The sequence below is a fragment of the Streptomyces lienomycini genome (assembly GCF_027947595.1).
GTDB lineage: Bacteria > Actinomycetota > Actinomycetes > Streptomycetales > Streptomycetaceae > Streptomyces > Streptomyces lienomycini.
The window spans coordinates 3,984,641-4,001,855 of record NZ_CP116257.1 but is presented as its reverse complement, the minus strand read 5'-3'; the positions used below and the strand labels follow the sequence as shown (position 1 = coordinate 4,001,855).

Below are 17,215 nucleotides of genomic sequence, written 5' to 3'. Positions count from 1 at the left end.
GGCGTGTCTCTTCCGATATGAGTGTGGGTCAGCTCGTGATCTCGGGGATTCTGTTCCCTCTAGGGCTAGTCACCGTTCTTAATATCGGACAGGCGGCGGATCGAATATTTCTGTTCCTGGCGGGTGTTCTACCGGGCCCTACTGAAAGGGCTAGCCCGAGGTCGATACGGTTTGCCGCTGGGATCATCACCTTCCTGGCACTGGTGGGTGCGGTGGTCGAGATTCGGATGGGTCTCACCTGACGCGAGGACCAGGCGAGATCAGGGAGACGGCCACCAGGCTGTCTCCCTGATCGCGCGTCCGGGGCAGGACCCGATGAGGCGCTTCAGTTCCTTTGGCCGTCTACCTGCTCAGGTATTGTGAGCGGTCTGGAACGTATCGAGTGTGCTGGCGCTCGCGAGTGCTGGTCTCACCGAGGACCTGCAGCCCGTGGTGGATTTTGCTGACGCTGGACATTCCGGCCATGCGCACGCTGGACGCCGCGGCAGCCCGTAGCGTGGGCCTGCGGTCCGGTCACACCGGGCCTTCGCCGGACGCTGTTGCTGTTCAGGAGAGTACTGGCGCGGCTTGCGCGCACTCTGCTGATACCGACCGAACGCGCAGAGCGGGCCGCGAAGGCGCGCGCCTCGCTGCAGGCGTGGAAGGGCCTACGCCCCCACGGCAGCCCAGGAGCGGGGCCTCGACCGTGAGCTGGAGTGCCGGCTGGCCCAGGCGGCCGGCCGCTGAACGACGTTCTGTGTACGGCGCGGGCGGCCGCCGCGCGGTCGCGCGGCTGTCTCCACCAGGCGTACCCGGGGAGGCCACCGCCTTCGTCCTCTGGAAGGCGGCCGGAGCAATGGGGCGGGGCCCCACGCCGTGCCTGACCTGGCCTGTTCTCTCCTTTCTTGATCACCCGGTGTGGTGATTTGCTGACGCGTTGTCAGTGCTGCCTGTCAGCATGGGGCGCTGTGCGGTGAGTTGTGACGAGGGGGAGGCGTGCATGTCTTGGGTGAGGCCGTACGTGCGCTCTGACGGGACTCCGGTCCGCGGGCATTCACGGTGGGCTCCGGGGGCCAAACGGGAAACGATGATCTTCGCCGTGGTGGCCCTGGCCGTGGTCGGGCTGGGCAACAGCAACAGCTCGACGGGGGAGGGGAGCACCCTGCGGCCGCAGTCCACGGTCCAGTACCCGATCCGCTTCGACCACGCCCCTGCCGCCCAGGCGCCGCAGCCCCGGCCCACGGTGTCCTACCCGATCCGGTGGGAGCGGTGACCCGGCGACGGCCGGTGCGGCGGCGCAGCCGGCGGCCCGGCCGACGACAGCAGCAGCGCGATGTGCAGCTGCTCGCCTTCGCCGTGGTGACGGCGGCCGGTATCGGGCTGGTGGTGATGGTGGTCAACTGGCTGCTGGCCCACTGGTGGGTCCTCGTCGTCGTCCTGGTCCTCGCCGGTCTCGCGGGCGCCGGCTGGCTCTACAGCCGCCGGCAGAGCGCCCGGTGGGAGGCGGTGCGGGCGCAGGGCCTGCGCTACGGCCTGCCGCAGCTCGACGCGCTGCACCACACCCGCTTCGAGGACGCCATACGGGACCTGATGCAGCGCGACGGCTGCCGGGACGCCCGGCGGGTCGGCGGCCGCGGCGACCTCGGCGCCGACGTGAAAGCCACCGACCCGTACGGGCGGCGCTGGGTGATCCAGTGCAAGCACCGCCGCAACGGCGCCCAAGGCTCACCGGTCGGCACACCGGACCTCCAGGTCCTCAACGGGACCGCCCGCCAGGTCCATGGCGCCGACGTCGCGGTCATCGTCACGAACGGCCGGGTGACCGGCCCGGCGGTCACGTTCGCCAAGCAGCAGCGGCTGCACGTCGTCGACCGCCAGACGCTCGCCGTGTGGGCGTCCGGTTCCCGTCCCCTGTGGGAGTTGCTGCGGGCGGTGCCGCCCCCGCGCCGCCCGACGTCGCTGAGCTGAGTCATTACCTGCGCCGACGACGGGACGGCCCTGCCGACAGTGCCTCAATCGGGTTGTCGGGTTTTGTGTTGGCTGATCCGGCTCCTGCCGCATTGTCAGTGCCTGGTCGTACCGTCGGTGCAACGACCTGAGAGGCCGTTCTCTTTCCGAACCTCGTGTGACGTCTTCGCTGGTCAGGCATGAAGTAGCCGCTGCCGCGGGATTCTCGGCGTGTTGCCGGGTGAGAGGTCGTGGGGGTGGCGGATGCCGTCGATGCGGGCGGTTTTGGAAGCGCGGCAGAAGGCCGCAGCCGCGCAGGTGAAGGAACTCGAAGCCGAGTTGGAAAGAGTGCGGGCGGCTCTGGCGGACGCCGAGGAGGTGCACCGGTGCCGGGTGATCGGCCTGGAGCAGTATCTGGAGGCGCTGGCTGAGGAGGTGTCCGCCGACGTGGCCGGCGAGGTGCCGCGGAGGAAGCCGGTCGGACCGCGCCGGGCGGTGCCTCACCGGCGACACGCGAGTGAGGTGACGGAGTTGTCGCCGGACTATCAGGCGTTGATGGCCGCCGCGGTCGATGCGGGAGGCGACGGACTGGGTGCCCGGCGGGCGGCGGTGGTGCTGGGCTGGGACAGTGCGTCCGCCTCTCGCGTCGAAGGTGCCAGGGCACGGCTGAAGCGACTGGTGGAACGGGGCTGGCTGGTCGAGGCGAAGCCGGGCAGGTTCACGCTGCCCCTGTCGCTGCCGGGCCAAGACGCTGCGGGTGCTGGACGGCCAGGCGGCGGCTCATAAGCGTGGTCATCGACCACAGAATGACGGCCTCGCTGGTATCGATGCGGCGTTCGTAGTCCCGGACCAGACGCCGGCTGCGCAGGCACCAGGCGAAAGACCGTTCCACGACCCAGCGGCGGGGCAGCACCTCGAAGCCGCGGGTGTCGTCGCTGCGGCGGACGATGTCCAGGACGACGCCGAGCTGTGTGGCACTCCAGTCGACGAGGTGGCCGGTGTATCCGCCGTCGGCCCAGACCCGCGCCAGTCGCCCGAAGCGTCCCCGGGCCGCCGGCAGGAGGATGCGGGCGGCGTCCCGGTCGGTGGTCGAGGCCGGGGTGACCAGCACGTTCAGCAGCAGACCGAGCGTGTCGGTGAGCAGGTGCCGCTTGCGCCCGTTGACCTTCTTGCCGGCGTCGAAACCCCTCGAGGTGAGCGCGACGGTGGCGTCCGCCTTGACCGACTGCGAGTCCATGATGGCCGCAGTCGGCTCCTGATCACGGCCTTCGGCAACACGGACGGCATCACGCAGCCGGTCGTGCAGTTCCGCCACCAGCCCCGCATCCCGCCAGCGGGCGAAGAAGGCGTACACCCGCGGCCAGGGCGGGAAGTCCGAGGGCATCGCCCGCCACTTGATGCCGTTGTCGACGAGGTACCGGATCGCGTCCATCATCTGCCGGTGGCAGTAGCCCTCCGGCCGCCCGCCCCGTCCGGCCAGCCAGCCCGGAACGGGCAGAAGATCCCGTACAAGGGCCCACTCGGCATCGCTCATGTCCGAGCCGTACCGGGGCCGGCGCTCCGGCCGGTCGGCTGCGTTTCCGAACCTGTGGGCGAGGCAGTCACACCCAGGAGTGGACCAACTGGACCCGGCAACCGTGACCACGCGACACTTCGACAACAGGGCCTCTTGCTCCTCGCTGGACTCGACATCCGTGAGCTACCAAGAGGCCCTTCTTCCATGCATCCCCGCCGGCAGACTCACCCGGACCGGGTCCCTGTTCGAACCCCGCCGACCACCCGAGCGGATAGAGAACAGCCAGTGAGACGGTGAGGGCGGTGTGAGTTGGCGAATGTCGTCTGGCACAAAAACTTCCGGATTCTCCTGGATCTGACCCGGGACGACCTGGACCATCCGGAGCTCCCCGGCCTGTGGGACCTGATCTACGCGACGGACCGCTTCTACGGCCGCCGCGGTGTGCCGGTCAGCGAGCGGGACCTGCAGTGCGGCGGAGTGTGCCGCGACATGGGCGTCGAAGCGCCGATGCACTTGCGGATGCGCGGCGGCCGGCGCGAGGCCGTCCACGAACGCCGCGAGGACGAAGAACGCCACACCGCCCCGATGAGCGACGAACACAAGGCCTACCAGGAACGCATCCTGCGTGCCGCGCACGAGGGCGGCTTCGGCGGCGACAACGAGGTCCGCACCCGAATCGGCCGCACCTGGATCCAGACCGACACCCTCGTCGAAGGAGCCGACGGCCGCCGCATCGGCTGGGAAGTCCAGCTGTCCACCATCGACGAACGCGGCCTGCGCGGCGTCCGCGCCCGCGCCGGCAAGGCCGCCAAGAACGGCATCACCCCCGCCTGGCACACCGACCGAGCCGCCTACGCCCAGCACAACGACACCCACTGGACCCGCAGCGACCGCCTCCCTGCCGACCTCATCGCCCGCAACGGCGACCTGCGCATTGTCTCCGGCTTCCGCGTCCTCGACTTCTGGCACTGCGACATCAGCGCCGTCTACCCCTGCCCCCACGGCGTCCGGCGCTGCGGCAAGGCTCACGCCACGGCCAAGCCCCGCGACGTCTTCTTCGACGACATGGTCCGCAAGACCGCCGCCGGCACCATCGTGCCCATTCAGTTCCGCGTCGGGAAATCCGTGCACCGCTACTGGGTGACCAGCGCCGACCGCGACCGCCTGGAGGACCTAGACAGCGACGACACCCGCCTGCCACCCGAACGTGAGACCACGCCCGCGACCGGCGCCAGCCGCAACCGCCCCACCTGCCAGCCGACTCCCGTCCTGGCCACTGAACAGACCCCGCCTACTCCGGAAGACCTCCCGCCGGCCTGCTCTCTCCTGACCGCGCTGCCGCCACAAGCCGCCGCACCGGCCGCTGAGACCGCGCCGTCAGACCTCACGACGGTGCCTCCAGCCCTCGGACAGCGCGAAGACCACACCCCGCAGGCGACCGACACCACGACAGGACTACCCACTGAACTGATCACACTGCAGCAGGCAGCCGACGCCGCCCACCACAAGCTCCAACGGCTCGATGACCACCACGAGCGGGACCTCCAACGCCAGGCATGGCGCCAAGCCGCAGAAACCGTGCAAGCCGCGGTGACACGCTACGCTCGCACCAAACGCCTCAACCGGCACGAGGTCGAAGCACGCCTGCGCCGCCTCGTGCGGCACAGCCCGCGGTAGACCAGAACCACTGTGCAGACCTGGCATACCGGCCCGCTGGACAATGCGATCTCGGTCGACCTTCCTACCGGATGAAGAACTTCGCTGCGCCTGTCGGCTACGCAGGGGTGTGCTGTCCGGACCGTCGCGGCTACGCCCGTCGGTACATCAGCCGCACGGTACCCGGACAAGCCTCAGCCTCAACGCTCCGGCACGGGGGACCGCTCGGGCTCATCCCAGATCACAGCCCGATTAAGATGCCTTCACGCCTTCTTCACGCGACGGATGCTGCTGATCACAGCACAACCGTTCAAGGGGGCGACATGTTCAAACGAGACCCGGAGAGAGCCGCAGAGCGGGAAGCCAAGCGGGCAGAGAAGAGACAGCAGCGCGAGGAGTGGGCCGCCAAGCGGAAGGCGGAGAAGGCAGCCCTCGCCGAATGGCGCCAGACTCACCCGGCGGAGAAGACCCTCAACCAGGCATGCATGATGCACCTCTGGCCCGGGTCCAAGTTCGGCCAGACTGATCTCGGGCCCATCCTCGGAGGACACGCCGAGTTCGTCGATGCCGGCGCTCACAAAGCATGGACGGCCACCCGCCTCGTCGCGGGCGTAGCCACCATGGGCGTGACCGCCGCAGCCACCGGCCGCAAGAACAAGGGCGCCGCCGTCATCAACGTCACCTTCGGCAATGGAGCGGCTCAGACATACAACGTCAAGCCCGAGAGCGCCACCCTCCGCGCGGCGAACCAGTACGTCACCGCCTTCAACGCCCTCGCGGCCCAACTCGCCGCCGAGGCAGATCATGAGGGCGGTGCCTCGACCAGCTGAGTACGGGGGCGCCCGTATTGGCACCCACCACACCACCCACAAGGAGCGGGGCAGCGTGATCCGCCGTTACATCATTTGGCGGAACCGCCACACCGACGACCAACGCCTACAGGAGGCCGTCGACAGGGCGAACGCTGCCTGACGCGGCACTAGCCGAGGCCTGGGACAGCGGCGCCTCAGCGTGGTCGGCGCAGTGCCGGGGGGTGTACGCCAACGACCTGGGCGCGGCCACGAGTCTGGTCGCGGTCACGGCTCGTTCGAACCGGTCGAAGTCGGACCAGGACACGGTCGATTGGCTGCCGCCGGCGGCGGAGGCTCCGCTGTCGGTACGTCGCGGAGTGGGTGGGCACGAAGCTCCGCTGGGCCCTGTCGGCGGACGAGACCGAAGTGGCGGCGCTGCGCGAGGTTGCGGACCGCTGCCCGGAGCAGACCGTGACGTATGAGCCCGCCCCGTGACCGGGTGAGGCCGGACATGGTCCTGTTCGCCGAGGCTGGGACAGCGGTGCCAAGAGGTGTTCGGCGCAGCGCCCAGAGGTGTACGCCAACAACCCCGGAGCCGCCACCAGCCTGGTGGCGGCCACTGCCCGCTTCAACCAGTCCAAGTTGACCAGGACCCGGCCGAGGGGCTGCCGCCCGCGGGTGAGGCGCACTGCCGCTTCCGGTGTCCGTGGGATCGGGCACTGAGCCGCCCTTCCTCGGCACATGGTGCGACGGTCGGCCGACGTCTCGTGAGAACGCCCAGCGCAGTGAAGCGACAGTCAGCACACGACAGAGTCCCGCACGGGTGACGATTCGTGCGGGACTCTGCTGCTGTACTCAGAGGATGTACGCTCCGGACGCGTACAATTCGTCCGCCACGGCCGCCAGCAGCTCGTCACTGGCCTTCTGCTCACACAGCGCCCCCACGTCGACCGCGAACTGCCTCACCGTGCTCGTCGAGGGCGTCACGTCCCCCTCGGTACCGTCGGCAGCCTTGGCGTTCAGCAGCAGCTCCTCAGCCGCCGACCACCGCTCGCTCTCGTCCATCTGCCCGACCCAGGCCGAACACGAGCGGGCACCCGGCGCGGGTGCGCGCTGATCGTCGCCGTCGCCCCCGCCGCCGCATGCCGTCGCGAGCAGCACCACGGCGGCCGCCGCCACGGTCAGTTGCACTTTGCGCATCATCCCCACCCTCCTGCCGGGCCTCCCCAACCCGTGCGAGGTCATTGAAGCACTCCGCCGACTTGCTGGCCCTCACCACATCTCCCGTCGCAGACAGGTTCCACTCCACGTCGTTGTCGAAGAGCACCCGGTACGGGCACGGAGACACCTACTGGCGCACCAGCAGCCCCGGCGTCCCGGCAGGCACGTCGTAGTGAAAGCGACAGTCCTCACCCTCCTGTTCCAGGTCCTCGTCGATGTATAAGTCGTGCAGCCGCCGTACCGCCTGCACGTGGTCGCCCTGCTGCAGGCTGACTCTCGCTTCAGCGCCAGCGCCTTCTCGTTCCGGAGTCCGTGAGACCGGGCCCTGAGCCGCTCTTCCTCGGCGCGTGGTGCGACGGTCGACCGACGTCTCGTGAGAACGCCCAGCGCAGTGAAGCGACATCACCGCGCCCGAGGACGGGGTGCCGCTGCTGTTCCTGGAGAGCGACAACTGCTTCGAGTCGGCGCAGGTCCTCGCCGCGAAGATCGACAAGTACATGCGGTTTGGCCAGCGGAAGGTGAAGGACGTCGACGGCCGTGGGCGGTCGATGTGGCGCACCCGCTGGTGGGTGCCCGACGGCCGCCGCGGCGACCGGCCGCACCCGCCGTTGCTGCTCGTCTTCAACCGGATCGGCCCGCGCAACCCCCACACCGTCATCGCGCAGCTGGCCGAGCTGACCGAGCGGCATTGGAAGGGCACCTGGTACGAGGGTGGCTTCCACATGTACGAGGGCAAGCTGCCCATCGTGGCCACCGGCATGAAGCAGCTGAAGGAGCATGGCCCGGCCGGAGCGGTCTTCCGGCGCTTCGGCCGACCGCACCACCGGACACTCATCGAGGCGATCGGCAACCCGCGCAGCGAAGCCCACGACGCCCGCAAGCAGGCCGAGTACGCCGCCCGCCAGCGGGAGCACCAGGAGGAGCTGCGCCGCATTGCCGCACAGCACAGGGCCGAGCGGGAGGCCCGCCGTCCAGTGTGCGCCGACTGCGGCACCCGGTTCACCGACGAACGGTGGAAGGCCATCGAGCCCGCAGGGTGGGGCTCCCCGCGCGAGACCCACCCGCACCTGTGCGACGACTGCAAGCAGCGCGTCATCATCGCCAAACGCCAAGCTGAGCAGGCCGGGCCCGAGCACCAGGAGCACGACCAGGCCGTGCCCGAGAAGAAGACCGGCCGCTGGTTCTCCCGCCGCACCTGACCCCGGGCAAGCCTCCGGCCGGCCCCGTGGGCAAGCCCCAAGCTACCCTGGGCTTGCCCACGGGGCCAGCGACGACGTCAGGGGTGCACATACCGGTATACCGGGAGTCGGCACTGCTCCTGTACTGCGTTCATAGCCGCGCCGAGGCCTCCGTCGGCACCGTCTGGGCGCCCGGCAAATTTGGACTTGAACCAGCCGCATGGCCCCTGCACGGCAGGGCGTGCTGAGGTTCACGACGGCGGGGTCGTTCGGGGCCCGTGCGCCGGCTATCCGGCTTCGGTCGCGGCGTCGGCTTCAGTCTCCTGCTTGAGGAGTAGAACTTCACCGCAGAGGATGTAGACGTTCAAGGCGCACATGTTGGCTGCCCGGAGCGCGACGTCGGCGTGCACACCCTTGCTGGTGAGCTTGTCGAACGCGGCGAATCGGGCGTGGATGCCTTCGGCCATGGCGGTCGTCGCCTCGGAGACGTTCTTGCTCTCGTTCGCGATCTTGATGAACTCGAATAGGCGGCTCCGATAGGAGGCCTGGTCGAGCTTGTAACCTGCGGCGGAGGGCTCTGCCTGAGCCGGGAGGACCTGGCCGACCACTGCCTCCAGGATCCGGCGGCAGGTGGCGAGCGCCTGCGACAGCTCCTCACCCGCCGGACGGGTGTGGTCCTGCTCAGCTGCCTCGTTCAGGCGGCGGTAGACCGTGTTGAACCGTTCTACGAGGTCCGGCGCGTGCACGCTGAGCAGACGGTCCACCACGGCCTTGTAGCCGCCGAAGATCGAGTCGTTGATCGAGCTGTAGCCGAAGCGCCGCTCCCACTCGCACAGATAGGCGAACGTCCGGTGCCTGGCCAGCTCCTGGACGTTCCTGAGCCTTGTCGCGTTCTCGAAGGAACTCGGCGACACATTGCCGGAGGCTAGTTCCGGCTCGAGCATCCTGAGCACATACTCGATCTCGCTGAGGGAGTGTCCTGCGATGAGGGACTCGGGGTTTTTCCTGTCCAGGGCGGAAGATTTCAAGTCCAGTGAGACGGTCGTGACGCTATGAGGTTTGTGGTGCGGGTTCCTGGCGCTTGGCCGGGTCGTTGATCCAGGCCGTCTGGGGTATTGCGGGTGGTCTGGGGCGGCGGCCGAAGCGTTCGGGGTGGCGGGCGTATGCCTGGGCGAGGGTGATCGCGCGCTGGTCTCGGACCTCGTCGGCGGTCCCGAAGTGGACGGAGGCGGGCGTGTGCCAGCCGATGCCCGAGTGCCGGTGCTCATGGTTGTAGTACGTGATGAACGCGTCGAACCACTCGCGTGCGTGGGCCAGCGAATCGAACCATTCGGGATAGTCCGACATGTACTTCATGGTCTTGAACTGGGCCTCGCTGTAAGGGTTGTCGTTGGAGACCTTCGGTCTCGAGTGCGACCGCGTCACACCCAGATCGATCAGTAGTTGGGAGACCTTCTTCGACGTCATCGAGGTGCCGCGGTCCGCGTGCACGGTCTGGGGCACGATGCCGTTGCGGGCGATGGTCTCGCGGATCAATTCCCCTGCCCGCACCGCCGATTCGGCCCGCTCGACGGTATGGCCGACGATGTACCGGCTGAAGATGTCGATGATCACATAGGCGTGATACCAGACACCCTTGACCGGTCCGGCCGCCTTGGTGATGTCCCAGGTGAAGACTTGCGAGGGCCCGGTGGCAACCAGCTCGGGCACCGCTTTGGCGGGATGGGTGGCCTGCCGTCGGCGCTCGCCGGACTGATCCTGCTCGCGCAGGATCCGGTACATCGTCGAGACGGAGCAGTGGTAGCGCCCGGCATCCAGCTCGCGGGCCCAGATCTGTGCGGGTGCCAGTTCGGCGTACTCGTCGCCGTTCATCAGCTCCAGTACCGCAGTCCGCTCTTCGGCCGTCAGGGCCGATGGCTGCACCTGTGGGGCACGTTCTCTGCGTGGTGGCGGGGGCCGGAGCCGACGGTAGTGCGTGGCGCGGGAGCGGCCGGTCAGCCGGCAGGCGGCCGTGATGCCCAGCTGAGTCTCGACGCCGGTGAACGCTTCGTCCACGACAGGGTCGGCGGCAGGCTTCAGTCCGCGCTCTCGGAGATCATGTCCAAGAGCGCGGAAGCTTTTCCCATCACCTCGAGTGCGGCCTTGTTCCGTGCCAGGTCCTTCTGCAACCGCTCCACCTGCTGGCGCAGTTTCTCGTTCTCCACCTCCGCGGCGGACTTCTTCGCACGGGCCGGGCTGGTCCGGCGGTCGACCAGGTTTTCCAGGGCCCCGGCATCCCGGGCAGCCCGCCACTCCTTGACATGCGAGTGGTAGAGCCGCTCCCGGCGCAGTACCGCACCCTTCTCGTTCCTGGGCGCGGCGTCGTACTCGGCGACGATCCGCAGCTTGTACTCCGAGGTGAAAGTGCGGCGCTTCGGCCTCGGCGCCGGGTCGGACCCGACGGGCTCTGTGCTGGGCATAAGAGGTCCTAACAGAAGTTGTTGATCATGTGACTTTCGGCTTGGGTGGTCGTTGGTCCGTTCGTGGGGAAACGACAGTCGCGGCCCTGGGTCGTGTCGGATGAACTGTGGTCGCTCATCGAGCCGTTGCTGCCCGTGCCGGGTCCGAAGCTGGTGGAGGGCAGGCCGCGGGTCCCGGACCGGCAGGCACTGTGCGGGATCCTGTTCGTGCTGCACACCGGCATCCAGTGGGAGTACCTGCCCCAGGAGCTGGGCTTCGGCTCGGGGATGACGTGCTGGCGGCGCCTGGCCGCCTGGAACGAAGCCGGCGTGTGGGACGGACTGCACCTGGTGCTGCTGCAGAGGCTGCGGGCCGCGAAGAAGCTCGACTGGTCCCGGGCGGTGATCGACTCCTCCCACGTACGGGCCGCTCGGCGCGGCCCAAAAGCGGGCCCAGCCCGGTCGACCGCGCACGACCGGGCAGCAAGCACCACGTCCTCACCGACGGCCAGGGCATCCCGCTCGCGGTGTCGCTGACCGGCGGAAACCGCAACGACGTCACCCAGCTGCTGCCGCTGCTGGACAAGGTTCCGGCCGTGGCCGGCGTCGTCGGCCGGCCCAGACACCGGCCAGACGCACTCCTCGCCGACCGCGGCTACGACCACGACAAGTACCGCCGCCTGCTGCGACAGCGCGGGATCCGACCGGTCATCGCCGAACGAGGCGTCGAACACGGCTCCGGCCTGGGCGTCTTCCGCTACGTGATCGAGCGCACGATCGCCTGGCTGCACGGCTTCCGCCGACTGCGAATCCGCTGGGAACGACGCGACGACATCCACGAAGCCTTCCTCGGACTCGCCACCTGCCTCATCACCCACCGCCACGTCCAACGCCTTTGTTAGGACCTCTAAGGGACGGTTCTCCTGTCGTGCCCTCTCAGGCTAACCCCGCAGAACGGGATGTCTCACCCAAGGCTGACAGAGAGGGAGGCGCTCACGGTTCCGCTGGCGGAGAGCTTCAGACAGGAGCTCGGTGATGCCAGCCCGGCGGAGGGCCACGCAGACAGCAGTGATCGCGGTCGTGACGACCGCCAGTATCGCGGTGATCTCTGAGGTGGTCATGTGAAGGGGCGGCCTTTGGCGTCAGTAGAAATAGTTGGAGGTGAGGCGCGCACTCACATCCACTACGCCTCGATCCACCCCCGTGTGCACCCTCATCCCACTGTTTTTGGTATCCGCCTCCCGCCGCCTGCCAGGCTCGGCTGGAGAACGCGGACATCCCGGAACCGTCGCGATCCCGGGGTCTCGCTGTCGGGTGTCATGCCCAGGCGATGCCCAGCTCCCGCAGCGCCTCCAACTGCTCCTGGGTGAGCTTGTCCCGCCGGGTCTTGGTGTTGGAGACCCACACACCCAGCTTCACGGCCACCGGCTCCTCCTGGCCGTCGACCGTGATCTCTTCGCTGTGCCCCCTGGGCACCGGCCGGTCGCCCTCTCGCTCGACCCACTGTTTGAGGGCTGCCAGGCCGCGCTGGAATGCCTGCTGCGCCTTGTTCGGGCCCTTCGTCGCATGCGTGGCCGCCGCAGCGGGAGACGGCGCCTGAGCGGGCGTGATGCCCAGCCGGGACAGCCGCTCCTGTTGCTTGGTCGACAGCTGCGCCCAGGTGCCCGGCTGCTTCTGCCGCTGGAGCCACCGTCCGATGTCGTCGCCGTCCATGAGCACGCCGGGTGCGATGTCGGGCAGGTGGCCGTCGGCGTCGACGAGGTCGGCGAGGACGCGGTAGTGGCGTTGCCAGTCCAGGGGCCACGGGCAGTCCCAGTCCGGGTCGATCGCGGTGAGCTGCGCCGCACGCTGCTCCGCCCGCTTCGGGTCCTTGCCCAGGCCGTTCTTCGCGCCCTTCCGCCGGAGGTTGGCCATGTGCTGCCCGACCGGCACCATCGCCTCGCCCTCGCCCCAGAGGGCGTCCTGGCGGGGGGCGAGGTGGCCGGTGGCCCGCCGGTAGGAGCGCAGTGCGGCGAGCTTGGTCTCCCAGGCTTCTTCGCCGGGCTCCCAGACCGTCCCGGCCTCGGGGGCGTCTAGCAGTTCCTTGCGGTGGGGATCGAGTTCACCGGCGCGCAGCGCCTTACGCTGCTGGTGCACCCACCGCCCGATGGGGAAGTCCTTGGTGACGCCGACCTCGACTTCAACGTCGTAGGGCACGGCGTAGAGGCCGGTGATCTTGTTCTCCGCCCGCCAGCGCAGCAGTGCTTGGTAGCCCTCCAGCCACACCAGGGACTCCGGCCGGTACACCCTCGTGCGCAGGAACGCCGCGATGGTGGCTGCGTCCCGGGGAGAGGAGGAGTGCAGCAGCGCCGACTCGACCGCACCATCGGTGTCGTCGTGCTCCTGGTCCTCGCCCACCTCGCCGCCGGCCCCGACGATCCGCCCGTCTTCGTCACGCCGGAGGTGCACCTTGCGCTGCCCGTGGGTGAGGGCGCGGGAGGCGAGCTGCTCGACGAGTCGTTCATCGTGGGAGCGCAGGCCCTGGAGCACGGCTACGAGGGGGCGGAAGCTGGCGGAGGCGACCATGTCGGTCGGGTCCTCGCCGGGCTGGAGGAAGACGGGCACGATGATGCGGGCGACCTTGGTGGTGCCGTCGCGGTTGGGCCGGAGCGCGCGGCCGATGTTCTGCACGATCTCGACCTGGGAGCCGCGGGTGTCGGCGAAGCAGATCGCCTCCACGCCCCGCTCGCCGGTGATGTCCACGCCTTCCCCGAGCACGCGGACGGACGCCAGGAACGCGCGGTGGACCCGCCGGCCCGAGGCGTCGATGCCGCCTGCGAACTGGCGCAGCACTTCGCGCCGCTCGGACACGAGGTGGTCGCCACACAGCCACGCCGACCACACTCGGACGGGCTCATCGTCCGCGACGCCGGCATCAGCGACATGATCCAGGTCCTCACCGGCCTGGTCGAGAACGGCGAGTTCACGCAGATCCTGCAACGCCTCGAGGACTGACCCCGCTCAGCCCGCCCCTCTCATTCTGAAACGATCAGTAAGTCGCCGCAGCCGTGCCGCCCGACCTGCCCGGCGCTTCCCCGCAATGACACTCCAACGGGCGTGGGGCCGGCCGACAACCTCGCAACCTGGCAGGCGAGCAGGGCACGCCATCCCCTGGTGGGGTGCGTCCGGCCTCAAATGGTCTTGTGCGCGCCACCATCGACCAGCCAGTTGGATCCGATGACGCTGGGCATCGTCGGAGACGCGAGCAGCAACACGGCTCGGGCGATCTCCGCCGGGTCGATCAGCTGGCCGGTCACGATCCCGGCGTGCTCAGGCAACATCTCCAGCATCTTGTCGTGATCGAGATTCATGCGGGCTGCCAGCTCCGCGCCGAAGCCCTCCTTGTCGAGGAGCGCGGAAGTCCGTGTGCCGGACGGGGTGACGACGTTGACTCGCACTCCCGATCCCGCCACCTGTTCGGCCAGCCCGCGGGAGAAGGAGTTCAGCGCGGCTTTGGCCGCCGAGTACGACAGCGGCGCCCTGCGGGGGTCGCGGGCGTTCTGCGAACTGATGTTGACCACCGCGCCCCGAGAGCGCGTCAGAGCCGGCAGGGCGGCCCGAGTGGTCTCAACGGCAACGTTGAGGTTCAAGGCGAAGGTGTCCGACCAAACGGCCGCCGTGCCTCCGAAGGGGTCGGCAAGTGTCTCCTCGGTCGGCACGCCGCCTCCCGCGTTGTTCACCAGCACATCAAGGCGAGGGTCCAAAGCGAGTACCTCGTCGACCACTCGTTGGGGGGTACCCGGTGACTTGAGATCGCCGGATACGAACGTGGCACCGGTGGCCTTAAGTTCAGGTGTGCTCCTCCGGGACACACCGACTACGTCGGCGCCTTCGGCGCGGAATGCCGTGACGATCGCCAGGCCTATGCCTTTGCTTGCCCCTGTGACAAGGACACGCTTGCCCTTGAGATCCAGATCCACGGGATTCTCTCCTGTTGGTGAGTGCCGCCTTGGCACAGCGACGGAATATACGGTTCACGCTAGCCGGGGAGGTGGATGGACCCTGCTCATCCACGTGGAAATGAGAGGCATTGCCGGCCGAGCCGTCTCACATGACGGCTCGGCCGGTTCATACCGGACTTCACTGGCGGGTCTGTCAAGCGCGCGGTGTAGCCAGGGTGGTTGGGGTTACTGGCGGGCTGCCGCCAGGCGGCTGTCGAAGGTGATGTCGAAGGCGTTCAGTGCGGTCTTCCAGTGCATGGTCCAGCGGGCCTGTCCCTTGCCGGTGGGGTCGAGAGACATGATCGTCATGTAGACGCATTTCAGGGCGGCCTGCTCGTTGGGGAAGTGGCCGCGGGCCTTGACCGCCCGGCGGATACGGGCGTTGACCGACTCGATCGCGTTGGTGGTGCAGACGATGCGGCGGATCTCGGTGTCGAACCGCAGGAAGGGAGTGAACTCCTCCCACGCGTGCTCCCACAGCTTCACCTTCGCCGGATACTTCCTGCCCCAGGGGTCGGCGAACTCGGCGAACCGTTTCAGGGCGGCTTCCTCGGTCGCCGCGGTGCAGACGGGCTTGAGGAGCCTGGCGATCTTGTCCCAGTCCTGGCGGGCGGCATAGCGGAAAGAGTTCCGCAGCAGGTGCACGACGCGGGTCTGCACGATGGTCCGCGGCCAGACGGTCTCCACCGCGTCGGGCAGGCCCTTGAGCCCGTCGCAGACCAGCATCAGCACGTCGTTCACACCGCGGTTCTTGATCTCGGTGAGGAGGTGCAGCCAGTGTTTGGCGCCCTCGCCGCCGTCCCCGGCCCACAGCCCGAGGATCTCCCGCCGGCCTTCGGTGGTGATGGCCAGGGCCAGGTAAATGGGCCGGTTGGCGACCGCACCGTCGCGGATCTTCACGTGGATGGCGTCGATGAAGACGACCGGACAGACCGGGTCGAGGGGCCGGCTCTGCCATTCGGCCATGCCTTCCAGCATCTTGCCGGTGATGGTGGAGATGGTCTGGCGGGAGACCTCGGCGCCATAGACCCCGGCCAGGTGGGCCTGGACTTCACCGGTGGTCAGGCCCTTCGCGGCCGGCGAGATGACCATCTCGTCGACGCCGGTCAGGCGCTTCTGCCGCTTCTTGAACGATCTTCGGCTCGAAGGAGCCGTCGCGGTCGCGGGGCACGGTGATCTCCACCGGCCCGACATCGGTCAGGACTGTCTTGGAGCGTGTGCCGTTGCGTGAGTTGCCGCCGTCCTTGCCCGCTGGATCGTGCTGGTCATAGCCGGGATGATCAGTGATCTCACCTTCCAGGGCGGACTCCAACAGCCGCTTCGTCAACTGCTGGAACAGCCCGCCCCCGCCGGTCAACTGCAAGCCCTCGGCCTGGGCCCGGCCCACCAGCTCGTCGATCAACTGATCGTCCGCCCCCTTCGCCGGCACAGTCTTCGAGGGCTCAACAGCCTCGGGCTAAGCCACGTTCTCACTGCTCATCGATGCATCCTCCATGATCGGGAGTTACACCGAACGATTTACAGTCCCCCGACACGGCAGAGGTGAAGACCGAGCCCCTCCGCCGTCCTCGACGCGTCCCTGCCTACCGCGTACGAGCTCGTTCAGCCAGCGCCGCGGCCAGGCGGGTCAGCGATGTGTCGAGTTCGTCGGCGGCGACGACCGGCATTCGCATCAGCTGTGCCGGGTGTGTGACCGCTGCCCAGTCGTAGGTCTGGGTCACCTCGGTGCGACCGTCGTCGGTCGGCGTGAGCTTCCAGGTGAAGCGGTGCCCGGACGGGCGCTGTCCGGGCTGTCCGGGGGCCCAGCCGAGGAGCTGGTTCTCGGTGAAGGCGACGACGCGGTTCTCGATCCGGTAGTCGCCGTGCTCCTCGCTGTGCATGGTCATCATGAAGGTGTCGCCGACGGCGGCGAGCGGCTGGGAGATCTCGGCGCGCCGCAGTCGTCCGGTGACGTCGAGTTCGGGGTGGCGGCGGGGGTCGCGGAGGACGGCGAAGATCCGGTCGGCCGGTGCGTCCAGTACCTGGGAGACGGTGGTGTGGGTCGGGTCCTCCATGGTGACCGGGTCCGGGTAGAACCGGGCCCAGGCGATCCGTTCATCGCGGGTGGTGAGGATGACCGGCCCGCGCAGCAGAACCGTCCCCCCGGTCGGGGCGGTGCCTCGATACTCCCACTCCGACCACAATTCGTCGCCGTTCTGGGCGTGGCGCAGGATCTCGGCATGGAGGTCGGGCAGCCCCGCCAGGATCTTCGTCCAGTTCGCGGCGACCTCGCCGGAACCGATGAATCCTTCGGCCGGTCGCAGAGGTCGTTCGGCGACGTAGTCCTCGGTGAAGCAGCCGGCGATCCGTTCCGGGACATGGGAGTTGATCGCGTCGCGCAGTGATTGAAGGGCCTGAGGGAGCATGGCCTGGATCTCCTAGCGGTGGTTCGTCCTGTCATGTCGATCATGAATATCGGAGGTGCTGTCCGACAACCGGACACTGCCGGGACAACGCCCGGACAGCCGCC

15 protein-coding genes and 4 pseudogenes are annotated in these 17,215 nt (G+C 68.5%); 10 read left to right on the top strand and 9 right to left on the bottom strand.

What is annotated here, in order from left to right; translation table 11 throughout:
- The first annotated feature begins 1,066 nt into the window (after positions 1–1,066).
- From BJ961_RS18100 to BJ961_RS18090, 3 genes are all read left to right on the top strand, one after another.
- On the top strand, positions 1,067–1,252 hold the full coding sequence (locus BJ961_RS18100) for a hypothetical protein (RefSeq protein WP_271413849.1): 186 nt from the start codon (positions 1,067–1,069) through the stop codon (positions 1,250–1,252).
- On the top strand, positions 1,249–1,947 hold the full coding sequence (locus BJ961_RS18095; protein ID WP_271413848.1) for a restriction endonuclease: 699 nt from the start codon (positions 1,249–1,251) through the stop codon (positions 1,945–1,947). Before BJ961_RS18100 ends, BJ961_RS18095 begins: the two co-directional genes overlap by 4 nt.
- A 252-nt stretch (positions 1,948–2,199) precedes the next feature.
- The gene (locus BJ961_RS18090; protein ID WP_271417080.1) at positions 2,200–2,712 is read left to right on the top strand and encodes a hypothetical protein; all 513 of its coding nucleotides are present in this window, start codon (positions 2,200–2,202) and stop codon (positions 2,710–2,712) included.
- Here BJ961_RS18090 and BJ961_RS18085 read toward each other — a convergent pair.
- On the bottom strand, positions 2,645–3,460 hold the full coding sequence (locus BJ961_RS18085; RefSeq protein ID WP_271413847.1) for an IS5 family transposase: 816 nt from the start codon (positions 3,458–3,460) through the stop codon (positions 2,645–2,647). The genes BJ961_RS18090 and BJ961_RS18085 overlap by 68 nt on opposite strands.
- A 291-nt stretch (positions 3,461–3,751) precedes the next feature.
- On the opposite strand from BJ961_RS18085, the gene BJ961_RS18080 reads away from it, so the two are divergent.
- From BJ961_RS18080 to BJ961_RS18070, 4 genes and pseudogenes are all read left to right on the top strand, one after another.
- A complete protein-coding gene (locus BJ961_RS18080; protein WP_271413846.1) occupies positions 3,752–5,119 on the top strand; it encodes a hypothetical protein in 1,368 nt (455 codons plus the stop codon).
- A gap of 302 nt (positions 5,120–5,421) precedes the next feature.
- Entirely contained in the window at positions 5,422–5,928 is a 507-nt protein-coding gene (locus tag BJ961_RS18075; RefSeq protein ID WP_150157660.1) for a hypothetical protein, read from the top strand.
- Between the two features lie 19 nt (positions 5,929–5,947).
- Positions 5,948–6,070 (top strand): annotated as a pseudogene (locus tag BJ961_RS35995) (Mobile element protein); the annotation flags it as partial.
- 7 nt (positions 6,071–6,077) lie between these two features.
- Positions 6,078–6,384: pseudogene (locus tag BJ961_RS18070) on the top strand (HNH endonuclease); the annotation flags it as partial.
- Between the two features lie 360 nt (positions 6,385–6,744).
- On the opposite strand, the gene BJ961_RS18060 reads toward BJ961_RS18070, so the two are convergent.
- Entirely contained in the window at positions 6,745–7,092 is a 348-nt protein-coding gene (locus BJ961_RS18060) for a hypothetical protein (protein WP_271413845.1), read from the bottom strand.
- A 440-nt stretch (positions 7,093–7,532) separates the two neighbouring features.
- Between BJ961_RS18060 and BJ961_RS18055 the strand changes: the two genes are divergently transcribed.
- Positions 7,533–8,309, top strand: a complete 777-nt coding sequence (locus tag BJ961_RS18055; protein ID WP_271413844.1) for a hypothetical protein — start codon at positions 7,533–7,535, stop codon at positions 8,307–8,309.
- 266 nt (positions 8,310–8,575) lie between these two features.
- Here the strand turns inward: BJ961_RS18055 and BJ961_RS18050 are convergent, their stop codons facing one another.
- The 3 genes from BJ961_RS18050 to BJ961_RS18040 are packed head-to-tail and all read right to left on the bottom strand — an operon-like array spanning position 8,576 to position 10,747.
- Positions 8,576–9,316 carry a hypothetical protein gene (locus BJ961_RS18050; RefSeq protein WP_271413843.1) on the bottom strand — a complete coding sequence of 247 codons (741 nt, stop codon included), beginning with the start codon at positions 9,314–9,316 and terminating at the stop codon, positions 8,576–8,578.
- 22 nt (positions 9,317–9,338) lie between these two features.
- Positions 9,339–10,343 carry an IS3 family transposase gene (locus BJ961_RS18045; RefSeq protein ID WP_271413842.1) on the bottom strand — a complete coding sequence of 335 codons (1,005 nt, stop codon included), beginning with the start codon at positions 10,341–10,343 and terminating at the stop codon, positions 9,339–9,341.
- Between the two features lie 20 nt (positions 10,344–10,363).
- Positions 10,364–10,747 (bottom strand): hypothetical protein, encoded by a 384-nt coding sequence (locus BJ961_RS18040; RefSeq protein WP_271413841.1) that lies wholly within the window; start codon positions 10,745–10,747, stop codon positions 10,364–10,366.
- 63 nt (positions 10,748–10,810) lie between these two features.
- Between BJ961_RS18040 and BJ961_RS18035 the strand changes: the two genes are divergently transcribed.
- Positions 10,811–11,628, top strand: a protein-coding gene (locus tag BJ961_RS18035; protein WP_271320373.1) for an IS5 family transposase whose coding sequence is annotated in 2 segments (ribosomal slippage) — positions 10,811–11,168 and positions 11,168–11,628 — 819 coding nt in all. Because the reading frame shifts where the segments join, the coding sequence is not laid out codon by codon here.
- Between the two features lie 415 nt (positions 11,629–12,043).
- Here BJ961_RS18035 and BJ961_RS18030 read toward each other — a convergent pair.
- Positions 12,044–13,618: pseudogene (locus tag BJ961_RS18030) on the bottom strand (Helicase associated domain protein); the annotation flags it as partial.
- Here BJ961_RS18030 and BJ961_RS18025 point away from each other — a divergent pair.
- Entirely contained in the window at positions 13,580–13,720 is a 141-nt protein-coding gene (locus tag BJ961_RS18025) for a hypothetical protein (protein WP_271417284.1), read from the top strand. The pseudogene BJ961_RS18030 and the gene BJ961_RS18025 sit on opposite strands and share 39 nt — an antisense overlap.
- A 176-nt stretch (positions 13,721–13,896) precedes the next feature.
- Here the strand turns inward: BJ961_RS18025 and BJ961_RS18020 are convergent, their stop codons facing one another.
- The 3 genes and pseudogenes from BJ961_RS18020 to BJ961_RS18010 all read right to left on the bottom strand — a co-directional run bounded on the left by BJ961_RS18020 (position 13,897) and on the right by BJ961_RS18010 (position 17,111).
- On the bottom strand, positions 13,897–14,685 hold the full coding sequence (locus tag BJ961_RS18020; protein WP_271413840.1) for an SDR family NAD(P)-dependent oxidoreductase: 789 nt from the start codon (positions 14,683–14,685) through the stop codon (positions 13,897–13,899).
- A gap of 207 nt (positions 14,686–14,892) precedes the next feature.
- Positions 14,893–16,135 (bottom strand): annotated as a pseudogene (locus BJ961_RS18015) (IS256 family transposase).
- A gap of 154 nt (positions 16,136–16,289) precedes the next feature.
- Positions 16,290–17,111, bottom strand: coding sequence for a nuclear transport factor 2 family protein (locus BJ961_RS18010; protein ID WP_271413839.1), 822 nt, complete (start codon positions 17,109–17,111; stop codon positions 16,290–16,292).
- Positions 17,112–17,215 lie beyond the last annotated feature (104 nt).

Bases quoted from the DNA above. Each gene is read 5' to 3' on its own strand.
- BJ961_RS18075 (WP_150157660.1), top strand. From the start codon at position 5,422: ATGTTCAAACGAGACCCGGAGAGAGCCGCAGAGCGGGAAGCCAAGCGG.
- BJ961_RS18085 (WP_271413847.1), bottom strand. From the start codon at position 3,460: ATGAGCGATGCCGAGTGGGCCCTTGTACGGGATCTTCTGCCCGTTCCG.
- BJ961_RS18090 (WP_271417080.1), top strand. From the start codon at position 2,200: ATGCGGGCGGTTTTGGAAGCGCGGCAGAAGGCCGCAGCCGCGCAGGTG.
- BJ961_RS18040 (WP_271413841.1), bottom strand. From the start codon at position 10,747: ATGCCCAGCACAGAGCCCGTCGGGTCCGACCCGGCGCCGAGGCCGAAG.
- BJ961_RS18060 (WP_271413845.1), bottom strand. From the start codon at position 7,092: ATGATGCGCAAAGTGCAACTGACCGTGGCGGCGGCCGCCGTGGTGCTG.
- BJ961_RS18010 (WP_271413839.1), bottom strand. From the start codon at position 17,111: ATGCTCCCTCAGGCCCTTCAATCACTGCGCGACGCGATCAACTCCCAT.
- BJ961_RS18100 (WP_271413849.1), top strand. From the start codon at position 1,067: ATGATCTTCGCCGTGGTGGCCCTGGCCGTGGTCGGGCTGGGCAACAGC.